This window comes from Erythrobacter sp. BLCC-B19 (assembly GCF_028621955.1).
Classification (GTDB): Bacteria; Pseudomonadota; Alphaproteobacteria; order Sphingomonadales; family Sphingomonadaceae; genus Erythrobacter.
In genome coordinates, this window is the sequence record NZ_CP117516.1 from 1,016,984 (window position 1) to 1,037,085 (window position 20,102).

21 protein-coding genes are annotated in these 20,102 nt (G+C 66.1%); 10 read left to right on the forward strand and 11 right to left on the reverse strand.

What is annotated here, in order from left to right; genetic code table 11:
- Positions 1-52: 52 nt before the first annotated feature.
- Complete coding sequence (locus tag PS060_RS04550; RefSeq protein WP_273985803.1) at positions 53-370, forward strand: GNAT family N-acetyltransferase; 318 nt, start codon at positions 53-55, stop codon at positions 368-370.
- Here the strand turns inward: PS060_RS04550 and PS060_RS04555 are convergent.
- Positions 367-1,887 (reverse strand): PH domain-containing protein, encoded by a 1,521-nt coding sequence (locus tag PS060_RS04555; protein ID WP_273985804.1) that lies wholly within the window; start codon positions 1,885-1,887, stop codon positions 367-369. The genes PS060_RS04550 and PS060_RS04555 overlap by 4 nt on opposite strands.
- Positions 1,888-1,897: 10 nt before the next feature.
- Positions 1,898-2,410 carry a PH domain-containing protein gene (locus PS060_RS04560; RefSeq protein ID WP_273985806.1) on the reverse strand — a complete coding sequence of 171 codons (513 nt, stop codon included), beginning with the start codon at positions 2,408-2,410 and terminating at the stop codon, positions 1,898-1,900.
- Positions 2,411-2,562: 152 nt separating this feature from the next.
- Here PS060_RS04560 and PS060_RS04565 point away from each other — a divergent pair, with 152 nt between their 5' ends.
- Positions 2,563-3,210: a glutathione S-transferase family protein gene (locus PS060_RS04565; protein ID WP_273985807.1), complete on the forward strand. Its 648-nt coding sequence runs from the start codon at positions 2,563-2,565 to the stop codon at positions 3,208-3,210.
- The gene (locus tag PS060_RS04570; RefSeq protein WP_273985809.1) at positions 3,210-3,977 is read left to right on the forward strand and encodes an SDR family NAD(P)-dependent oxidoreductase; all 768 of its coding nucleotides are present in this window, start codon (positions 3,210-3,212) and stop codon (positions 3,975-3,977) included. The genes PS060_RS04565 and PS060_RS04570 overlap by 1 nt, the downstream gene beginning before the upstream one ends.
- On the opposite strand, the gene PS060_RS04575 is transcribed toward PS060_RS04570, so the two are convergent.
- Together PS060_RS04575 and PS060_RS04580 are read right to left on the reverse strand one after the other, a co-directional pair.
- On the reverse strand, positions 3,974-5,278 hold the full coding sequence (locus PS060_RS04575; protein ID WP_273985810.1) for a spinster family MFS transporter: 1,305 nt from the start codon (positions 5,276-5,278) through the stop codon (positions 3,974-3,976). The genes PS060_RS04570 and PS060_RS04575 overlap by 4 nt on opposite strands.
- Positions 5,250-6,029 carry an SDR family NAD(P)-dependent oxidoreductase gene (locus PS060_RS04580; protein ID WP_273985811.1) on the reverse strand — a complete coding sequence of 260 codons (780 nt, stop codon included), beginning with the start codon at positions 6,027-6,029 and terminating at the stop codon, positions 5,250-5,252. The genes PS060_RS04575 and PS060_RS04580 overlap by 29 nt, the downstream gene beginning before the upstream one ends.
- Before the next feature lie 129 nt (positions 6,030-6,158).
- Between PS060_RS04580 and PS060_RS04585 the strand changes: the two genes are divergently transcribed.
- The 3 genes from PS060_RS04585 (at position 6,159) to PS060_RS04595 (ending at position 11,507) form a co-directional block, all read left to right on the forward strand.
- Positions 6,159-7,472, forward strand: a complete 1,314-nt coding sequence (locus PS060_RS04585) for an aromatic ring-hydroxylating oxygenase subunit alpha (RefSeq protein WP_273985812.1) — start codon at positions 6,159-6,161, stop codon at positions 7,470-7,472.
- A gap of 259 nt (positions 7,473-7,731) precedes the next feature.
- Complete coding sequence (locus tag PS060_RS04590) at positions 7,732-10,131, forward strand: TonB-dependent receptor (protein ID WP_273985814.1); 2,400 nt, start codon at positions 7,732-7,734, stop codon at positions 10,129-10,131.
- Between the two features lie 146 nt (positions 10,132-10,277).
- Positions 10,278-11,507 (forward strand): aromatic ring-hydroxylating oxygenase subunit alpha, encoded by a 1,230-nt coding sequence (locus tag PS060_RS04595; RefSeq protein ID WP_273985816.1) that lies wholly within the window; start codon positions 10,278-10,280, stop codon positions 11,505-11,507.
- A 107-nt stretch (positions 11,508-11,614) separates the two neighbouring features.
- On the opposite strand, the gene PS060_RS04600 is transcribed toward PS060_RS04595, so the two are convergent.
- The gene (locus tag PS060_RS04600; RefSeq protein ID WP_273985817.1) at positions 11,615-12,562 is read right to left on the reverse strand and encodes an SDR family oxidoreductase; all 948 of its coding nucleotides are present in this window, start codon (positions 12,560-12,562) and stop codon (positions 11,615-11,617) included.
- A 145-nt stretch (positions 12,563-12,707) separates the two neighbouring features.
- Between PS060_RS04600 and PS060_RS04605 the strand changes: the two genes are divergently transcribed.
- Entirely contained in the window at positions 12,708-13,709 is a 1,002-nt protein-coding gene (locus PS060_RS04605; RefSeq protein ID WP_273985818.1) for an NADP-dependent oxidoreductase, read from the forward strand.
- A complete protein-coding gene (locus PS060_RS04610; protein ID WP_273985819.1) occupies positions 13,706-14,245 on the forward strand; it encodes a nuclear transport factor 2 family protein in 540 nt (179 codons plus the stop codon). The genes PS060_RS04605 and PS060_RS04610 overlap by 4 nt, the downstream gene beginning before the upstream one ends.
- Here PS060_RS04610 and PS060_RS04615 read toward each other — a convergent pair.
- Positions 14,242-14,649: a PaaI family thioesterase gene (locus PS060_RS04615; protein ID WP_273985820.1), complete on the reverse strand. Its 408-nt coding sequence runs from the start codon at positions 14,647-14,649 to the stop codon at positions 14,242-14,244. The two genes, PS060_RS04610 and PS060_RS04615, sit on opposite strands and share 4 nt — an antisense overlap.
- An 88-nt stretch (positions 14,650-14,737) precedes the next feature.
- Between PS060_RS04615 and PS060_RS04620 the strand changes: the two genes are divergently transcribed.
- Both PS060_RS04620 and PS060_RS04625 read left to right on the forward strand, forming a co-directional pair.
- Positions 14,738-16,330: a fatty acid--CoA ligase gene (locus PS060_RS04620; RefSeq protein ID WP_273985822.1), complete on the forward strand. Its 1,593-nt coding sequence runs from the start codon at positions 14,738-14,740 to the stop codon at positions 16,328-16,330.
- Between the two features lies 1 nt (position 16,331).
- Positions 16,332-16,850, forward strand: coding sequence for a VOC family protein (locus tag PS060_RS04625; protein ID WP_273985823.1), 519 nt, complete (start codon positions 16,332-16,334; stop codon positions 16,848-16,850).
- A 113-nt stretch (positions 16,851-16,963) separates the two neighbouring features.
- On the opposite strand, the gene PS060_RS04630 is transcribed toward PS060_RS04625, so the two are convergent.
- The 5 genes from PS060_RS04630 to PS060_RS04650 are packed head-to-tail and all read right to left on the reverse strand — an operon-like array spanning position 16,964 to position 20,088.
- Positions 16,964-17,329 carry a hypothetical protein gene (locus PS060_RS04630; RefSeq protein WP_273985824.1) on the reverse strand — a complete coding sequence of 122 codons (366 nt, stop codon included), beginning with the start codon at positions 17,327-17,329 and terminating at the stop codon, positions 16,964-16,966.
- Complete coding sequence (locus tag PS060_RS04635; RefSeq protein ID WP_273985825.1) at positions 17,326-17,859, reverse strand: carboxymuconolactone decarboxylase family protein; 534 nt, start codon at positions 17,857-17,859, stop codon at positions 17,326-17,328. The genes PS060_RS04630 and PS060_RS04635 overlap by 4 nt, the downstream gene beginning before the upstream one ends.
- A gap of 11 nt (positions 17,860-17,870) precedes the next feature.
- Positions 17,871-18,389, reverse strand: a complete 519-nt coding sequence (locus PS060_RS04640) for a nuclear transport factor 2 family protein (RefSeq protein WP_273985826.1) — start codon at positions 18,387-18,389, stop codon at positions 17,871-17,873.
- Positions 18,386-18,787, reverse strand: coding sequence for a putative quinol monooxygenase (locus tag PS060_RS04645; RefSeq protein WP_273985827.1), 402 nt, complete (start codon positions 18,785-18,787; stop codon positions 18,386-18,388). Before PS060_RS04645 ends, PS060_RS04640 begins: the two co-directional genes overlap by 4 nt.
- Complete coding sequence (locus PS060_RS04650) at positions 18,787-20,088, reverse strand: cytochrome P450 (RefSeq protein ID WP_273985828.1); 1,302 nt, start codon at positions 20,086-20,088, stop codon at positions 18,787-18,789. The genes PS060_RS04645 and PS060_RS04650 overlap by 1 nt, the downstream gene beginning before the upstream one ends.
- Between the last annotated feature and the right edge of the window lie 14 nt (positions 20,089-20,102).

A 20,102-nucleotide genomic window follows, 5' to 3' on the forward strand; every position in this document is an offset into this window, starting at 1 on the left:
GGCCAAGGCCTCTAGCCGCGCGCGCGGGCTTGGCAAGCGGGAGCACAGCCACATGAGCGAAGACAGCGAAGCGCTGACCATCACCCACCACGTGGCCGGCACGGGCGGACGCTATCTGGCCTGCCTCGAAGGCGCGAGCGAGCAGGGCTATCTCGAATGGGAAGCGGGCGGCACGCGCGATGGCAAGGAAGTGCGGATCGCCGCGCACACCATCGTGCCGCGCGCCATCGGCGGCCGGGGGGTGGCGGGCGCTCTGGTCGATCGCCTGATCGATGATGCCCGGCGGCAGGGCTTCCTCATCCGCCCGGATTGCTCCTATGTCGCCAGGAAGTTCGCCGAGAACCCCGACTGGGCCGACCTCAGAGCCTAGGTTGCGGCACCTGCGGGCGAATCGAGCCGCGAATAATCGGTCGCGCTGATCGTCTCCAGCACAGCCGCGCGGATCGCCCGCGCCTCGGCGAGCGGCACCCCGCGCATCGCCATGGTGCCGCCCGCAAGGCCCAGATGCAGCGTCGCATAGCCTCGCCAGCGCGCCAGCGGGCTCTGCGCGATCTCGACCGAGTGCAGCTTGAGCCGGGTGGCGATGGTGCGGGTGGGCGAAAGGAAGCCGTGGCTGGCGTAGATCTGGCTGTCGTCGATGGCGTGGCGGCGGAATTCCCATGCGTATAGGCTCGCCCCGGCCACAAACACCGCGATGCCGAGCGGGATCAGGAACACCCCCGGCGGGGCGAACAGCGCCACCGGGATCGCCGCCAGCACGAACAGGCCAGCGCCCAGCACCAGGCTATCGGTGCGCTGCCGGGGGCTGGCGCGGTGCCAGGGTGTCGCGTCACCGGGCAGGCGGAACCCCGCCGCGCTGGCGATGGGGGCAATCTCCTCCATCCTTGCGAAGGGCGCGACGATGTGGCTTTCGTCCTTCGCGTCCTGCGCGAGACTGACGAAGCTGAGGCCGTGCCAGCCAAAGCGATAGCGTAGCACGCCGGTGCCGATCACCAGCGCCTGCACCCGGTGCGCGGGCATCACCACATCGGTGCGGGTCAGCAGCCCGCGCTGCCGCCGGAACCCGCGCGCCGAGCGCGTGAGGGTGAAGCCCCAGTCGCGGATCACCGTGCGCACCACGCCGGTGGCAAAGCCGATCACCACCAGCCCGAACAGCCCGGCCAGCGCCCCGGCCGCCTGGGCATAGGGGCCAAGGCTGGCAGCGGTGCTTCCGGTTTCCTTCAGCCAGCCCCACCACAGATCGGCGTCCCAGACATCGATCGAACTGACATTGTCGAGATATTGCAGCGCGCCGCCCAGCACCGCGAAGACCGCCAGCGAGAACTCGAACAGGCCGAAGGTCACCAGCCGCGCAGGCGTGAGGGCGTAGAGCACCTCGCCCTCACCTTCGACCGGTGCGATGGGCGCAGCCTCGCTGCCGGACGCGGCCACAGCAACCGCCTCCTCGTCGCGGCGCTCGCGCACCACCTGGCGCAATTCCTCGCCCTGCGCAGCGGTGAGGTATTCAAGCGCGAGATCATCGCCCCCGCCTGCACCGGTCTCGAACTTGACCGCCACCAGCCCGAGGAGGCGGGGGATCGGCTTGGCCTCGAGGCTGACATCCTGAATCCGCTCATAGGGCACCGAGCGCGCCGAGCGGCTGAAGATCCCGCTTTCCACCCGGATGTCGGCCGCGCCGATGGTATAGGTGGTGCGCCGCCAGCCGACATAGCTGAAGGCAAAGCCGATCACCGCCGAAGCAAGGCCGACCCCCAGCGCGATCCACAACCGCCCGCCGCCGCCAATGCCCGAGAAGGCGATGGCGATGGCCGGGAAGATCGCGCTGCGGATGGCCCCCAGCCCGCCCAGCACGACGCTGAGCGGCGCGGTGCGTTGCGGCTCGCTCATGCGGCGCGCCTCACTGCGTCTCGCGCCGGATATGCGCGCGGATGTCCTCGCGCATGGTGGCCGCCAGATCCGCGCCGAGCCCCGGCAGGGAGACACTGGCATTGTGATTGCCCGCCGTGTGCAGCGTGAGGCTGGCGATGCCGAAGAAACGGTCGAGCGGGCCTTGGTTGAGATCGATATGCTGCACCCGGCCAAACGGCACCACGGTGTCGCGCCGGAACATCAGCCCGCGCACCACCCGCAGCCGGTCGGCGCTGATCTGGTAGCCGCGCGCATTGTAGCGTGTCGCGGGGATGCGGATGATCAGCACCAGCGCGATCACCAGCACCGTTCCGGCGATGATCCCGCTCGGGAACAGCCCCTCCCCCAGAAACGCGCTTTCCAGCACCAGCGCCCCGATCAGAAAGGGGATCGCGGTCAGCGTCGTGCGCACCCGCAACGCATGGGCGTAATTGGGGTGCAGCCGGGTGAGCGGGCCATCGTCATCGAGCGCGGCCGGAGCGGGGGTGGGGGCGTGATCCATGGTGGTTTATGTGCGCAACACAGCCTGCCCGTGCAAGCAATTTTGATCGAACGCCCCGCCTGCCCTGCCCCCTAGCGCATTTATGAGGGCGACGCTGGCCGCGCAGCCCCCTAGAACCAGCGCCAACGACTATCAGGGAGAGCCGCAAAGCCATGATCACGCTCCATTCCAGCCTCGGGCCCAACCCCCGCCTCGTGCGGATGTTCATGGTCGAAAAGGGACTTGAGGAAGGCCGCGATTTTGCCCGCGTGCATTACGACATCATCACCGGCCAGAACCGGCAGGATGCCGGCTACATGGCGAAGAATCCCCAAGGCACCACCCCGACGCTCGAGCTCGAGGACGGCACCTGTCTCACCGAAAGCTGGCCGATCTGCGAATATGTCGAGGAGCTGCACCCCTCGCCCAACCTGTTTGGCGAGACCGCGCTCGAACGCGCCGCGGTGCGCAAGTGGGTGCGCTTGTTCGATCAGGAGGTGGTCGTGCCCATGACCATGGGCTTTCGGGCCACCACCGGCCGCCCGATGTTCGAACCGCGCATGACGGTCGTCTCGCCCGAAGCCGGGGCGGAACTTTTCGCTCTCGCCGACGAGAAGTGGCGGATGTTCGATGCCATACTGGGAGACAGCAACCACATCGCGCTGGGCCGCTTCACCTTTGCCGACCTGATCATCTTCGCCTTTGCCAATTTCGGCTTCACCGTCGGCTGGAAGCTGCCGGAGGGAACGGACAACCTCGCGCGCTTTGTCGAAACCCACAACCAGCGCCCCTGCGCCGCCATCTGGCAACAGGCCGAATAATGCCCGACCTGTCCGGCAAGGTGGCGATCGTCACCGGCTGCGCGAGCGGGATCGGCGCAGCGACGGTGCGGCGATTGCGCGCCGACGGGGCCGAAGTGCTCGGCACCGATGTGAACGCGGCTGCGGGGCAAGCCCTGTGCGACGCGGTAGGCGCGCGGTTTGCCGCTCACGACGTCGCCGATATCGCCGCCTGGCCCGCGATTGTCGCTTCTGCGGTGGAACGCTGGGGACGGCTCGACATCCTCGTCAACAATGCCGGCACCGTCTCGGCGCTCAGTATCGAGGATGTCACCGACGAGGCGTGGGACCTGATTTTCGGCATCAACGTCAAGGGCACGATGGCCGGATGCCGCGCAGCCATCGCCGCGATGAAGGGCAATCCGGGGGGATCGAAAGGGGCGATCGTCAACATCGCCTCGACCACCGCAATGGCCGCCTTGCCGACCGATGTCGCCTATTCGGCGAGCAAGGGCGCGGTCAGAGTGCTGACCCGGTCGGTCGCTGTGCATTGCGCCCAGAAGGGCTATGACATCCGCTGCAACACGGTGATCCCCGGCGCGACCGATACCGGCATCCTCACCCATGCCGAGGGCGTGACGCCGGGGCTCAAGGCGGCGGTGGCGAAGACCTCGCCGCTGAACCGGCTGGCCGACCCGGCGGAAACGGCGGCGGCGATTGCTTTCCTCGCCAGCGACGAATGCCCTTACATGACCGGCGCGGAACTGCTGGTCGATGGCGGGATGATGGCCATCCATCCGGGGTTCTAGCCGCCGCGCATCTTCTCCAGATAGCCGCTCGGCCCCATCTGGCGGGCGGTCCAGACGAAGATCGCCAGGCTGGCGATCCCGGCCGCCAGCGACACCCCGAACATCGCGATGGCGAGCGCGCTCTCGCCCTGCATCGGGGTCAGCGCGTCGCTCATTGCGCCAATCACGAACAGGCTCAACGCCTGCCCGATGAGGTTGTTGAAGAACAGCGCGGTGGCGACCGCAAAGCCCCGGCTCGCCGGTTCGACCGCGGCCTGTATCCCCGACATGATCCCCGCCTGACTGGCGACATAGATCGCATAGGCAAGCCCGAACCAGCCGAGGAACGCGCCGAAGCTCTCCGAGGTCAGGCTGAGAGCGAGCGGGATCAGGCAGCCCAGGCTCGTCACCCCCGGCAACCACGCGCGCCAGCGCTCATCGCGCAGGCACAGCCATTGCGTCACATAGCCGCCGAGGATCGGCCCCGGTATGCCGCCCAGAAAGAAGGTCAGCCCCAGATAAAGACCCACATCGCCCGTCGAGATGCCGAAGGTGCGCAGCATCACGGGGGCCATCCAGAAGGCGAGCGCATAGCCGATCATGATCTGCACCGCCCAGCCCAGCGCCAGCCCGGTGAACACGCGATTGGTCGCAAGGCTGCGGATCGTCTCACCCAATGGCCTTTGCGCCATGTCGGTGCCCGCCGGGGCATAGCGTCCGCGCGGCGCCTCGCGCATGGTGACATAGATGATCGCGCCCAGCACCACCCCCGGCAGGCCCATCAGCACGAAGGCCCAGCGCCAGTCGAAGATTTCGGCAAGCTGCCCGCCAATCAGGAGCCCGCCAGCCGTGCCCATGCTCGCCCCGATGGTCAGGAACCCCATCGCCTTGGCAAGCTCGGCGCGGGTGAAATAGTCGGCGACCAGACTTTGCGATGAAGGGCCGGAACACCCCTCGCCCACGCCCACACCGGTGCGGGCGAGGAACAGCGTCCAGAACCCCGTCGCCAGCCCGCAACCCGCCGTCATCAGGCTCCAGAAGCTGATTGCGGCAGCGACGATGGTTTTGCGGGTCGATCGGTCGGCCAGCCGCGCGGCGGGGAAGCCTGCGATCACGTAGATGATCGAAAACGCCGCTCCGCCGAGCAGGCCCAGCTCGGTGTCCGTCAGGCTGAAGGCCGCCTTGATGTCCTGCAGCAGGATCGAGAACACCAGCCGGTCGGCAACGCTGAACGCGCTCGTCAGCGTCAGCAGGCCAAGCACATACCAGCGGTATGCGCCGGGTCTGCTTCCCTCAGTGGTGCGGCCGGGCGTAGAGGCCATTGTCCACCGGGATCGTCAGGCCGTTGAGGAAGCGCGCTTCATCCGAGGCGAGGAACAGCACGCAAGCAGCGACGTCCTTGGGTGCGCCCAGTGCATTGGCGTCAAGCGGGCCATCGGGCACGGCCATCAATTCCTGCCCCGCCCGGCCCGAAATGTCGCGCACCATCGGCGTCTCGATCCCGCCGGGCGCAAGCGCATTGACCCGGATGCCGTAGCCCTTGTCCTGAAAGTCGACCGCCAGACTGCGGGTCATCCCCGCAATCCCGGCCTTGCACGCGGCATAGGCGGGGATGTTGCCATAGCCCATCAGCGCCGCGGTCGAGGCCATGTTGATGATCGAGGAGCCGCCCCCGCCCACGGTCTTGTGGCGATGCTTCATCAGCGGGACGGCATATTTGCACCCGAGGAAGGTGCCGACCACATGGATGTCGAGGTGCAGGCGGAAATGCGCAAGGCTGCAATCCTCGATGCTCTCGAAGATCACGTTGCCCGCATTGTTGACGAGGATGTCGAGCCCGCCGTGGCGTTCCTCGACCGCGCGCATCACCTCGATCCATTGCTCTTCGTTGGTGACGTCGAGGGCAAGCGCATCGCCGCCGATGGAATCGGCCACCTTGTGCGCCAGTTCGGCATCGCGGTCGGTGACGATCACCTTCGCGCCCTCGCGCGCCAATGCCTCGCAATCGGCCTTGCCCAGACCCATTGCGCCCCCTGTCACGAGCGCAACCTTGCCCGCTACCCGTCCTGCCATTGCGCTCTCTCCCAAAAGCTTTTCCGTTGTCCGCAGCCTATCGGGCGCAGGCGCACCCGCCACTGTCGAAAGCGCGAGGGCGCCGAACGCAGCTCGCAATGTATTCTGCCGCGCAAGGGAGAGGCGAGCATGATCGAGGCCGAGGAAGTCGCGCAGCTGAAGGCGCTGATGGAGTGGGAGGGGCGCCGCACCGCCGTGCCGGACGGCTTCCCGGTGCTGCCCGATATGCCCGCCGGCCGCTACACCAGCGCGGAATATTTCGCGCTCGAACAGCAGCACATCTTCCGCAAGAGCTGGCTGTTTGCCGGCCATCTCGACGAAATTCCCGAACCCGGCTGCTATATGCGCTGGCACAATGCGGGCGATCCGATCGTCATCGTCCACGGCATGGACGGGGTGGTGCGCGCCTTCCACAACACCTGCCGCCACAGAGGCGCGCCGGTGGTCACCGAAGACCGCGGCAAATCCAGCCGGTTGATGTGCGGCTATCACAACTGGACCTACAAGACCGACGGGAGCCTCGTCGGCGTGCCCGAAAGGCGCGACTTCCCGGCCGATTTCGACATGAGCTGCCGGGGTCTCCTGCCGGTGCGCTGCGAGCTGTTTGGCAAGGTGATCTTCGTCAACTTCGATATGGAGGCGATGCCGCTGCTCGACTGGCTCGGCCCCATCGCCCGCGAGTGGGACGAGTTCGCCTTCGACCGGATCAGGCTGGCGGCGCGGCACAGCTTCGACCTCAAGTGCAACTGGAAGGTGGCAATGGAGGCCAACATGGAGGTCTACCATGTGCCCTTCATCCATCCCAACACGGTCGCCCCGCTGGTCGACAGTTCCCGCAACTACAACACCATCTATCCCAATGGCCACGCGCGGATGCTCGCCCCGCCGCCGCTTGCAACCGACCGCGAGCACGTGCGCGCGATCGACTCGCCGCCGGGCTGGCAGCAGATCGATACCGTCGGCGAGCTGGGCCGCACCTGCACCCAGAGCTACACCCTGTTCCCCAACTGGGTCAGCCCCTTGAGCAACTACTTTGTCCCGCCGCTGCTGTTCTGGCCCACGTCCCTCAACACCACCCGGCTGGAGCTGGTGACGATGGCACTCGACTGGGGCGACGCGCCCGCGCCCGACCTCTGGACCGTGCCCGATGCCAGCCAGCCGAACGGTCGCCAGATGAGCCCGATCATCCTCGAAGACACCCAGTTCGGCGAGGCGATCCAGCATTCGATGCAGGGCTCGGCCTTCCGCTCGGTGCCGCTGTCCTATCAGGAGGCGCGGATCTATTCGTTCCACCAGAGTCTCGACCGGATGATCGGCGCGGCCAATATTCCCGCGCATCTCCAGGTCGAACAGGTGATCGGGCCGGAGTGGGTGTGGCCCAATGATCCGCGCCGCGCGCAGATGTCGCGCGAGGCCGCACAGCCCCGCGAGGCGGCAGAGTGACGTTACGGCTTTGCTGCGTTCGGCCCGCTTTGACAGCGGGGTGTGGCGCAATTGTCGCAGTTTCGCCGGGTCACTATCGCTTTTGCTGATGGTGCGCTCGCCGCATGAACATACACCTGCACACCATACCGAAAGGCGTGAGGAGACACGCCCGAGGGTTGGGGAAACCAGGGCACGCGGGGGAGCCGCGGCCCGATGGGGAGAGAGAACCATGAACACACTTCGTGCCCGATTTGCGTGCGCAACCCGTGCCTCCGGAATGCGCCGTGCCCTGCTGTGCGGCGCCGCGCTGAGCGGCCTCGCTGCGATGCCGTCTGCCGCCTATGCGCAGGATGCCGATGAAAGCGCTGACGCGCCCGAGGAAGATCGCGTGATCGTCGTGCAGGCCCGCCGCCAGAACGAGAGCCTTCAGGAAGTCCCTGTCACCGTCACCGCGATCGGCGGCGAGACGCTCCAGCGCTTCAACATCGACCAGGTCGCCGACGTCACCAGCCGCGTGCCCACCTTGAACGTGCAGGTCGGCGGCTCGGGCTCGGGCGGCCAGCTGAGCTTGCGCGGTGTGGGCTCGTCGAACATCTCGGCGGCGTTCGATTCCGCGGTGGCCTTCGAATATGACGGTGTGGTCGTCTCGACCATGCGCATGGTGCAGGCCGGCTTCTTCGACGTCGAGCAGATCGACGTGCTGCGCGGCCCGCAATCGCTGTTCTTCGGCAAGTCGGCCACCGCGGGCGTGCTGTCGCTGCGCTCGGCCAACCCGACCTCCGACTGGGAAGTCGGGATGCGCGCCAACTACGAATTCGAAGAGAAGGGCTACCTCCTCAACGGCTATATCTCCGGCCCGCTGACCGACACGCTCGGCATCCGTCTGGCCGCGCAGTTCAACGACATCGACGAATTCCAGCTGGCCCAGCCGGGATCGCCCGCGGTCAACCAGAAGCGTGGCCTGACCGACTTCATCGGCCGCCTGACGCTCGACTGGCAGCCCTCGGATATGTTTCGCGCCAACTTCAAGCTGCAATACACCAAGCATGAAAATGACGGCGCGCTGGGCACCGGCGAAGTCTCGTGCGGCGCGAACGGCGTGGCCGATCCGATCTTCCTGCTCCAGGGGGCGGTGCAGCTGCCCGCGGGCTACAACTGCAACGTCTATGACGAGCTCTACTACTTCACCGACACCGCCGCCCCGCTGGCCGGCGGCGTGCCGACCCCGTCGAAGGCCGCTGGCCGCAACGGCGTGCCTTTCGGCGAGACCGACATCTGGTTCGGCCGGTTGCAGTTCGAACTCGACCTCAGTGAAAAGCTCAAGCTGACCTCGGTCACGGGCCTGCTCAACATGAAGGCGGTCGACTTCGAGAGCTATTCCTACGGCGGCTTCATCCCCGGCCCCAACGGCACCCGCCTGCCGGGCGGCGCGGGATCGTCCGACCCGATCAACAACCTGGAACAATACACCCAGGAACTGCGCCTGTCCTCGGACAATGACGGGCCGTTCAACTTCATGCTCGGCGCCTTCTACGAAGATCGCACGATCACCTTCGACACCTCGCAACAGGGCGTGAACATCTCGTTCCTCGGGCCTGACCCGGCGACTGGCTTCACCTATGACTGGGACAAGACCCACCTCACCAAGACCGAAGCCCTGTCGTTCTTCGGCAGCGTGATGTTCGACCTGACCGAACAGCTCGAACTGTCGGGCGGGATCCGCTGGACCGACGAGCAGAAGGTGCAGACCATCAGCGTGCCTTACGTGCACACCTTCCTGCAGGGCCCCGCCTTCGTGCGGCCGGGCTTCTTCTCGGGCCCCATCAACTTTGCCGATGACAACTTCTCGCCCGAAGTGACCCTGAAGTATCAGGCGAGCGAGGACTTCAACGTCTTCGCCTCGTTCAAGACCGGCTTCAAGTCGGGCGGGATCGACAACTCCGCGCTGCCGTCGAACAGCCTTAGCCAGGCAGCGGCAAGCGGTGATTTCAGCTCGCTGATCTTCAAGTCGGAAGAAGCGATCGGCGGCGAAGTGGGCTTCAAGTCGCAGTTCAACAACCGCGACGTGACCTTGAACGTCACCGCCTACCAATACGTGTTCAAGGATCTGCAGGTGCAGAACTTCAACGCGCAGACCATCCAGTTCGTCACCAGCAACGCGGGCGAACTGACCACCAAGGGCGTCGATCTCGAAGCCAAGTGGCGCACCCCGGTCGACGGGCTGAGCTTCTCGTCGAACATTTCCTACCTCGACGCGAAGTACACCGATGACTTCCTCCAGCCGGGCGGTCAGGGCGGCACCATCAACCTCAAGGGCCGTCGCGGCAGCCAGGCGCCCGAATGGTCGGGCAACGTCGCCGCCGACTGGGCGATCCCGCTCAGCGACAGCCTCGAGCTGTTCTTGTCGGGCAACGCCGCCTACAATGATGGCTACATCACCGACGAAACCTCGCTGAACGACTTTGTTCAGGAGAGCTTCTGGATGTTCGATGCCAACGTCTCGATCGGCCACCCGGACGGCAACTGGAAGCTGTCGCTGGTCGGCCAGAACCTCAGCGACAAGATCATCGTCATCACCAGCGGCGGGCGTCCGTTCCTGTCGCCGACCGGGGACGACATCTTCCTGACACAGAACCGCGGCCGTCAGGTGTTTGCGGAAGTCAGCTTCCGCTTCTGACCGGGTTCAACAGGGGAACATGGGGGGCGGGCCAGCGATGGCTCGCCCCTTTTGCTTGGGCCGGCTTGCTTTGCCAAAAGTGATCATTGCCGTGACCTGCGCGAAGGCGGATGCTGCCCTGCAAAAGACATCTGGGAGGAACGGCAATGTCACGCGAAACGCTGGTCGAAATGACCCGCAATCTGGTCGCCCACGGTGCGGCCGACACGATGGAATATGCCGACGAGGTCGTGCGTGTGCCCGCCAGCGCCTACACCGACCCGGACGTGTTCGAGACCGAGAAGAAGCAGATCTTCCGCCGCCTGCCGCTGATGGTCGCCCCTTCGTGCGAGCTGGCGAATGTGGGCGACTTCAAGGCGATGGACATCTGCGGCGTGCCGCTGCTTTTGAGCCGCCAGAAGGACGGCAGCATGGGCGCCTTCCTCAATATGTGCACCCATCGCGGCAATCCTCTGGCCGCCGGCTGCGGCAATGCCAGCCGCTTCACTTGCGGCTATCACGGCTGGACCTTCAAGGCCGATGGCGACCTCATCGGTGTCGCCAGCCCGCAGGATTTCGGCAAGATCGACAAGAGCCAGCACTGCCTCACCAAGTTCCCGGTCTACGAGAACGCGGGCCTGATCTGGGTGACGCTCGATCCCCATTCCAAGCTCAGCATCGCGGACTATCTGTGCGGCTATGACGAGCTTCTGAAGGCCTTCGAATTCGAAGGCTGGACGCTGTTCTCGCAGCGCACGCTCGCCGGGCCGAACTGGAAGACGGCCTATGACGGCTATCTCGATTTCTACCACTTGCCCGTGCTCCACAAGGACACCTTCGGCGCCGATTTCTACAACCGCGCCAACTACTTCGCCTTCGGCCCGCACCAGCGCCTCAGCACCCCGTCGAAGTTCGCGATCAAGGTGCAGGGGGACGACGACCAGCAGATGGACCTCGAAGCCATGGCCGACGACGAACTGCCGCAGGAAGTGCTGGTGCAGGGCGTGTGGACGATCTTCCCGCACATCTCGATCGCCAGCTTCTACGGCGGCGGCCAGCGCGGGGCGATGATCAGCCAACTGTTCCCGGGCGACACAGTGGGCGAGAGCTATACCACCCAGTTCTACGTCATGGAAAACCAGCCCGAGACCCCGGAGCAGGTCCAGGCCGCGCACGACCAGTTCAACTTCCTCGAAATCGTTGTGCGCGACGAGGATTACGCCACCGGCAAGCGCCAGCAGCAGGCCTTGGCGTCAGGGCTGATGAAGGAAGTGCTGTTCGGCAAGAACGAGAAGGGCGGCCAGGTGTTTCACCAGTGGGTGAAGCGCCTCGTGGACGCCAGCGACGATGATCTGGTCGAGATTTTCGCACAGGAACACCGGCAGGCGGCGGAGTAGGCCGCTTTCCCACCCCCGACCCCTCCCGCAATCGGGAGGGGAGGTAATTCGCGCCACCCAATCCCCCTCCCGCTTGCGGGAGGGGTTAGGGGTGGGGCCGGGTTAGATCACCCGAAGGCCGGGCGATAATTGCTCTCGCCCCAATCCTGCGCCTTGGTCCATTCGCCCATCGTCTGAAGCTTGCCCTCAAGCTCAGGGAAGCGTTCGTAGACGTGGTCCATGTCGACCGCGAAGGGTTTGGTGGGGGCGGTGTTGTTGTATTCGTAGAAGTCCTCGATCCCCTTGGCGAAGGTCTCGCGCATTTCGGCGGGCATCGAATCCCCAGCAGCTTCGACGAGGTAGCGGCCGAACTCCGCGGGCGAGCAGGGGTCGTATGTGATCTCCTTGCCCAGCGCATCGGACAGACACTGCGTCACCTGCTTGCCGACCAGCCGCTCAGGGCCGCCGATGTTGAGCCAGGCGCCTTCCATGTCGGGCCGTTCGAGGCTCGCCAGCATGAACCGCGCGACATCGTCGAGGCTGATCCAGTTGGCTTCCAGATTGGGGTTGTGGGGGTACACATAGCGCCCCTCATTGACGATGAAGGGCCGCGCCCAATTGGTCAGCAGGTTGTCCATGAACAGCACGCTGCCGAACACCGTTCCCGGCGCGCCGGAGCGCCACAGGGCGTTGATGCCCTTGGTGTTCTCACCATAGGTGAAGGGATCGCCGGGCTTGTCGGGGATCCAGCTCGAGGTGTTCCAGACCACGCGCTTGACGTTCAGATGCGCGGCGACCTTGCCGACTTCCCCGATCAGGTAGGCGCGGTCGGCACGGGCTTGCAGGGGGTGGGTGTAAAAGATGTAGTCGCTGCCCTCGAGCGCGGCCTCGAAGGTGGAGGTGTCGTAGAGGTCCATCGGCCGCACCTCGACCCGCTCGACGCCCTCGACCGGCGCGCCTTCCAGCGCATCGGGGCGGCGCGAGATCGCGCGGACATCATACCCGGCGGCGAGCGCCTGACGCACCTGCGCAAGGCCTTGCCGCCCGCTTGCGCCGATCACTGTAACAAGTGCCATTGGTCTCTCTCCCTTATGTTGTGTGCTGGCGAGACTAGGTAGCCCCCTCGCCTGCCGCACCGCGCCAAAGTGATAGCCGGGCGGCCACCCGCCCCTAGCGAAAAGGCGAGGTTGCCGTAGCGGTCTGGGGGGCCATCAAACCGCCATGGACAACCGCATCTGGCGCATCGCGCGCCGCCCCGAGGGCACCGATTTCGCCGCCGCGCTGGCGCTGGAGCACACCGCGCTCGCCCCGCTGGCGATGGGCGAGATCCGCATCCGCAACACCCACCTGTCGATGGACGCAGGCACCCGGATGTGGCTCTCCGACCGCGAGGACGGCTATCAGCCGCCGCTGCCCGTGGGCGGGCCGATGACGGGCCTTGTGCTCGGCGAGGTGATCGAGAGCCGGGCCGAGGGTTTCGCCGAGGGCGATCTGGTGCGCGCCTTCGGGCAGTGGGCCGACATCAGCACGGTCGATGCGGTCATGTCGGGCGCGCTGCTGCTTGATCCCACCGTCGCTGACCGGCGTGCGTGGTTCGGGCCGCTGGGCATGAACGGGTGGACCGCGCTGTGGGGCATCGAGCAGACCGGCGCTGCGCAAACGGGCGAGCGGGTGCTGGTCTCCGCCGCTGCCGGGGCGACCGGCATCCTCGCGGTGCAGATCGCCAGATTGCTCGGCTGCGAGGCATGGGGCATCGCGGGCGGCGCAGCGAAATGCGCTTACCTGACGGAGGAATTGGGGATTGCCGGGGCGGTCGATTACAAATCGGGTGATCTGGCCGGGCAACTCGATGCAGCAGGCGGCTTCGATGTCTATTTCGACAATGTCGGAGGCCCGTTGCTCGATGCGGTGCTCACCCGCATGAACCACTATGGCCGGATCGCGGTGTGCGGATTGCTGGCGGACTACACCGCAGGCACCCGCACCGCCCCCAAGGAATTCGATCAGGTGCTGATGCGCCGCCTGCGGATCGAGGGCTTCTTCTCGCCCGACTTCATGCACGAAGGCCCAACCCTCACCCGCCGCCTGCGCGAATGGACCGAAGGCGGCGATCTGGTGATGCCTTACGATGTGACGCACGGCCTCGAAAACACCCTCACCGCCTATGCCAAGCTGTTCAATGGCGCGAATATCGGCAAGGTGATCGTGGAGCTTGAACCATGACCGGCACCCTGGAAGACCGCGAGGCGATCCGCGACATTCTTGCCGCCTATGCCCACGCCATCGACCGGCGGCGCTGGGGGATGATGGAGCGCCTGTTCCACGCGGACGCTACCTTCCGCTTCGGGATGATCGAGGGCGATTGGCGCGGCTTCGTCGATCAGGCCCGCGCGGTGATTGACCCCTGCCTCGCGACCCAGCACCAGCTTGGCCAAACGGTGTTCGGCTTTGACGGCGACACCATCTGCCACACCGAAACTTACATGACCGCGATGCACACCATCCCCTCCGGCTACCCGCTGGCGGCGGTGTTCCCCGACAAGGGCGTGATCTACTCGGCGATCGTCGCAGGGCGCTATGTCGACCGGTTCGAGAAGCGGGCAGGAGAATGGCGCATCGCCCAGCGCACGGGGCTTTACGACTGGCGCGAGTTCCGGGTGGTGGAGGGCGTCGACCTCTCCGACACGCCCGAGGGCGCGGCGGGATACCACGACGAGCGCGATCCCTCGACCGCGGCGGTGAGGCGGTGGCTCGGCTAAGGCCGCTTGATCGCAAATACCCCACTCATCGTCGCCACCTGCTCCTCGCCGCGCCACACCCCGCCCGAGGTGTAGGCCGTGCGCCCGCCCAGCCGATCAATCCGCACGCGCGCTTCCAACCAGTCGCCCAGCTTTGCGCCCGCGAGATAATTGACCGTCAGCGTCACGGTGGACGGGGCGAGCCGGGGGCGCTCGGCATCATACACGGCGTGCGAAAGCGCCACATCGGCGAAGGTCGAAATCACCCCGCCGTGGGCGGCGTCCTGGTAGTTGATGTGGTGCGGGCAGACAGCCAAGCCCACCACGCGCACCCCGCCCACCGCTGGCCCCAGATAGTAAGGCCCGCCGTGGTCGAGAAAGCCGGGCGTGAAGCCGGCGGGTTCGAAGCCTTGAGGTATCGCCATCCGCACACCCTACCCCGCCGCGCGACGCTTCGCCCGCTATGAATTGTGCCAATGACACGGCCCCCGGCGCGGGCTATCCCCTCGCCCCATGGGAGAGACAACAGCACAGGTCGCAGAAAGCTTCTGCGACGTCGTCCGCGAACACGCCCGCAGCCAGGGCGATGTGATCGCCTTCAGCTATGCCGGCGAGGAGATCAGCTTCGCCGAGATCGACGCGGGCGCCAACCGCGTGGCGAACGGGCTTGCGGCGCTGGGTGTGAAGCCGGGCGACCGCGTGGCATTCCTCGGCAAGAACCACCCGCTCTATTTCGAGGCCTTCCTCGGCGCGAACCGCATCGGCGCGGTGATGACCCCGGTGAACTGGCGCCTCGCCGCGCCCGAGGTGGCCTATGTGCTCGACAACTCCTGCGCGAAGGTGGTGTTCGTGGGCGAGGGGTTTGCCGAGGTGCTCGGCCAGATCCGCCCCGACTGCCCCCATGTCGACCAGGTGATCGGCATCGACGCGCCCGACTTCGCGGGGACCGATTACCGCATCTGGCGCGACGGCTTTCCCGCCACGCCCCCGGCCCATCGGATCAGCGCCGAGGACGACGCGCTGCAACTCTACACCTCGGGCACCACCGGCAAGCCCAAGGGCGCGGTCATCACCCATGGCTCGCTGCTTTCCAGCCGCGATGGCACCGCGGCGGGCGACGCCATGCGGGAATGGCAGGAGCCGATCCCGGGCGACGTCACGCTGCTCGCCATGCCCTGCTTCCACATCAGCGGCACCGGCACCGGCATCGGCACGCTGGTGGCGGGCACCAATTCGATCGTCCTGCCCGAGTATGACCCGACCAAGGCGCTCGATCTGATCCAGAATTACAATATCTCGAAGATCTTCCTCGTCCCGGCCGCGCTGCAGATCCTGCTCAATCACCCCAAGGTCGGCGAGGTCGATTTCAGCCGGTTGAAATATGTCACCTACGGCGCCTCCCCGATCCCGCTCGAACTGATGCGCGAGGCGATCCGGGTGATGGGCTGCGGCTTCGTGCAGATGTATGGCATGACCGAGACCTCAGGAACCATCGTCGCGCTCGATCCCGAGGATCACGTGCCCGAAGGCTCGGTGCGGATGCGCTCTGTCGGCAAGCCGCTCGCAGGCGTCGAGATCAAGGTGATCGACGAGGCGGGGAACGAAGTCCCTGCCGGCACCGTGGGCGAAATCGCGACCCGCTCGAACAAGAACATGCGCGGCTACTGGAATAACCCCGATGCCACCGCTTCGACCATCGACGCCGAGGGCTGGCTGCGCACGGGCGATGCCGGGTATCTCGACGAGGACGGATACCTCTACATCCACGACCGGGTGAAGGACATGATCATCTCCGGCGGCGAGAACGTCTATCCCGCCGAGGTCGAGAACGCGCTCTATTCGCACCCCAAGGTCGCCGATGTGGCGGTGATCGGCGTGCCCGATCCCAAGTGGGGCGAGGCGGTGAAGGCCTGCGTCGTCGTGAAGGCGGGCGAAGACTTGAGCGAGGCCGAACTGATCGCCCACGCCCGCACGCTGATCGCGGGCTACAAGTGCCCCAAGTCGGTCGATTTCATCCCCGCGCTGCCGAGGAACCCCTCGGGCAAGATCCTGCGCCGCGAGCTGCGCGCGCCCTATTGGGTGGGGAAAGATCGGGCGGTGAACTGAGGTGCTCGCCGTTCGCCAGCTTGCTTACAAGGTCAACGATCTTGAGGCAGCGGCGGCAGCGCATCACCGGGCTTTCGGATCGGGGCCGTTCTTCGTGCTGCGCCATGTCGCGCTCGCGTCATCGCAGCATCGCGGGATCGAACAGCCGTTCGATCACTCCAGCGCCTATGGCCAGTGGGGCAGCGTCATGGTCGAGCTGGTGGTGCAGCACAACGCCGAGCCATCCGCGCTGCACGAGATGTTTCCCCATGGCTCAGGGACAGAGGGGCTGCACCATGCGGCGCTGTTCGTCGATGATCTGGAAGCGAGCATTGCCCGCTTCGAGCGCGAAGGCGCGCCGCTCGAGCAGCTTTCGGTGACGGCAGGCGGCACGGCCTTCGCCTTCGTGGATACGCGGGCGAGCCTCGGGCATATGCTCGAATTGTATGAACCGACGCCGCAGCTGACGGGCTTCTACGCGATGATCGCCAAGGCCGCCGAGGAATGGGACGGCAAGGAACTGATCCGGGAGTTGGGTTAGCCATTCTCCTCGTCATTGCGAGGCCGAAGGCCGCTGCAATCCATGGACCGACAAGCGCGATTGCGTGGTTCGGTCATGGATTGCTTCGCTACGCTCGCAATGACGAAGGGTGGTTAGCCCCCCGCCAATTCCGCCAACCCAACCTGCTCCGCCCGGCACTCCGCATCCGCCAGCGCCGCCAGCACCGAGAAGGCGACGAAGCCCGCCTCGCCCAGATGGGCGACCACCGCCGCCGCTTCGGCATCGGTGATCGCCGTATGCTCGAACGGCATCCGCCGCGCATAGGCGAGGCACAGGCGGGTGCCCTCATCCAGCCCGGCCTCATCCGGCGCGCGCCCCATGCCGTGCACCGCTGCGACCGCCTGCCGCACCAGCGCCACCAGCGCCGGATCGAGCGCGGCTTCGGTCTTGCCCCGGAAGTCGGCGTAATGCGCGGCGAGCACCGGATCGGCCGCCAAGGCTGCACACACCGCGCTCATTCCGCCGCCTCCAGCACGGCGGGGGTCGGCAGCACGGTGCGATCCATCGTCTCCGGCTCCAGCCCCAAGGTGATCAGCGCCTTGGCGAGCGCGAGGAACAGCGTCACGCCGAGGCCGAGTTCGGCGATCTGCGCGGGCGTGAGATGGCGCTGCAAGGCCGCCTTCGCATCGCCGGTCAGCAGCTCGGGATCGTGGATCAGCGCATCGGTGAATTTGAGCACTGCCTTCTCGGTGTCGGAGAGCCGGTCGGAGGTCTCATAGCCATCGGTGATGTCGTCCACCACCTCCTCGCCCAAGCCCTGCGCCACCGCCTTGTCGAAGCGGACATTGCGGCAGAAGCCACATTCCGTGACGCGCGCATTGCGCATCCGCGCGACTTCCTTGATCCGCGCGGCGAGCACATCCGAGCCCCAGAACCGGCCATAGAGCGCGAAGAAACTTGCGGCGATGTCCGGCTGATGCGCCAGCACCGATCCGAAATGCGGCGGCTCGCCCGGAAGGGCGGAGGAAACGCGGGGTGTCGTGGACATGGTCGTTCTCCTTAGATCACCCGGTAATCAGGGTGCCCGCTGGCGATGATCTGAAGCACAGGCAGGGGGAAATCGGGGTTGGGTTCGTTGCCGGGCTGATCGTCGAGCGGCAGCTTCCAATCCATGATGTAGCGGCGCGCAGCGATCTTCCATTCGCCCTCACGCTTTTCGAATTCATCGAGATAGCGCCCGCCATAGAGCCCGCCCGACCAGGTGCCGTCCTCGCCCTCGCGGATGCCCGTGGCGAACCCGTAACACTCCGCGCTCGCCCGGTCGGGGCCACGCAGCGCGATCGAGGGCGTCGAGAGAAAATGCCAGCGCCGCTGGCTGGCGCGCTCGATCCCCATGACCACGGGAATGAAATCCGCCGCCGCGCCGGTGAAGAAGCCGTAGTCGATCGGCGCATCGGGCCAGAAGCAGCTCGCCTGCCCGGCATCATCCAGCCAGTCGAGCGTGCGCGAATAGCGTTGCAGCACCTCGCTGATCGCCTGCTTGTCGAGCAGTTCCTGCACTTTGGCTTCGAGGGTCATGCCCGCGCCTCCCACCATGCGGGGATCGACAGGGGAAACCGCTCCTGCGCCGTCCGCATCGCCGCGCTGGCATCATCGGGCAAAGCGGGGTCGGTGGTAGGTGGCAGCCCGCCACCTGCGCCTTCCACGGGGTCGATATATTCGAGTTTGATCCCCGCCAGCACATCGGCGAAATCGTGGCCCTCGTGATGGTCGCTCATCTGGTGGTGATAGAAGGCCCACTTGTCCTTGAAGGAGAGCAGGCAGTAATAGCTGAGCGGCTCCTGCCCCTTCCAGTATTCGTAGCGGATCACGCCCTCCTCGGTGCCGAAGGTATGGTGGACCATGTCGCGCATGATGGCCTCCCACTTCGCCTCCTTGCCGGGCTGGATTTGAATGTGCGCGAGCAGGCTGGCCATCAGGGGGTCTCCGTGGGTGTGAGGGTGAGCATCAGCCGATAGATCCCGAGCATGATCCCGCCCTGATGGCGGAAATCATTGCCCGGCGCGAAGGCGAGATCGGCGAAGGCGTCGCACAGCTTCTCCCACGCGATCATCTGTTCGAGCCGCGAGATGTTGGAGCCCGGGCACGAGCGCGGCCCCTGGCTGAACGCGAGATGGCGGGTAGCGGCCTTGCGGTCGAGCTTCAATTCGAGCGGATCGTCGAACTCGTCGGGGTCGATATTGGCGGCGGCCCAGCGCAGGTGGAGCATCGAGCCGGCCGGCACCGCGACGCCCTGAAACACCTCGTCGCGCGCGCAGATGCGGGTCGAGAGGCCTTGGGTGGGCGAGCGCAGCCGCATCCCCTCCTCGATGAAAGTGCGGATCGCCGCCCGGTCGCCGCGCAATGTGGCGAACATCCCCGGCCGCTCGCACAGCAATTGCGCCTGTTCGGCGAGGGCATATTGCGTCGTCTCCAGCCCGCCGATCACCATCGCATAGACCACGCCATTGATCTCGTCATCGGTGAGCTTTCGTCCGAGCGCCTGATATTCGACCTGCGTCAGGAAGCTGATCATGTCGTCCTGCGGGCGGGCGCGCTTTTCACGGGTCTGCTCGGCGACATATTCCTTCATCCCCGCGAGCAGCCGGAACTTCTCGGCGCTCTGTTCGGGGGTGAGGATGTTCTTGTGCGTGGTCCCGATCACGTAGGACATGACCTGCGCATTGCCCCATTGTTCGAGGCGCGGGATGTCCTCCATCGGAAAGCCGAGCACGCTAGCCATCACTCGCTGCGGCAGGGGCCGGGCGAAATCGGCGACGAAATCGACCGGTTCGCCCGCGCGCGCCTTGGCCAGAATCCCGGCGATCAGCGCATCGACGTGCCCCGCGATCATCCCCGCGTGGCGGGTGCAGCCCGGCCCCACCCACGGATCGGTCAGTTCCTTGCGGTGCGCGCGCCACAGCTCGGGATCGGGACGCAGCGAGACGATGCTCGCCACCATCGCGTCGATATCGGGAATGTGGGTGGGCATTTCGCCCGAGGACTGAATATGCGCCACCAGCAGCGAGAGTGTCGGCGGGAAGCGGTCCCAGTCCTTCACAACCCGCGAAATGTCCGCGTATTTGGTGAGGACGAAGGCGTCGGTGCCGGGGGTCAGCCCCTCGCCGGGGAGGCGCTGCACCGGAGCTTCCTCGTGGAGGATCGCATAGGCCGCATACCAATGCTCCTGCGCGCCCGGAGCGAACAGGTCGACATCGGCCAGTGTGCGCGGTTCCACGCCTCGCAAGTCCG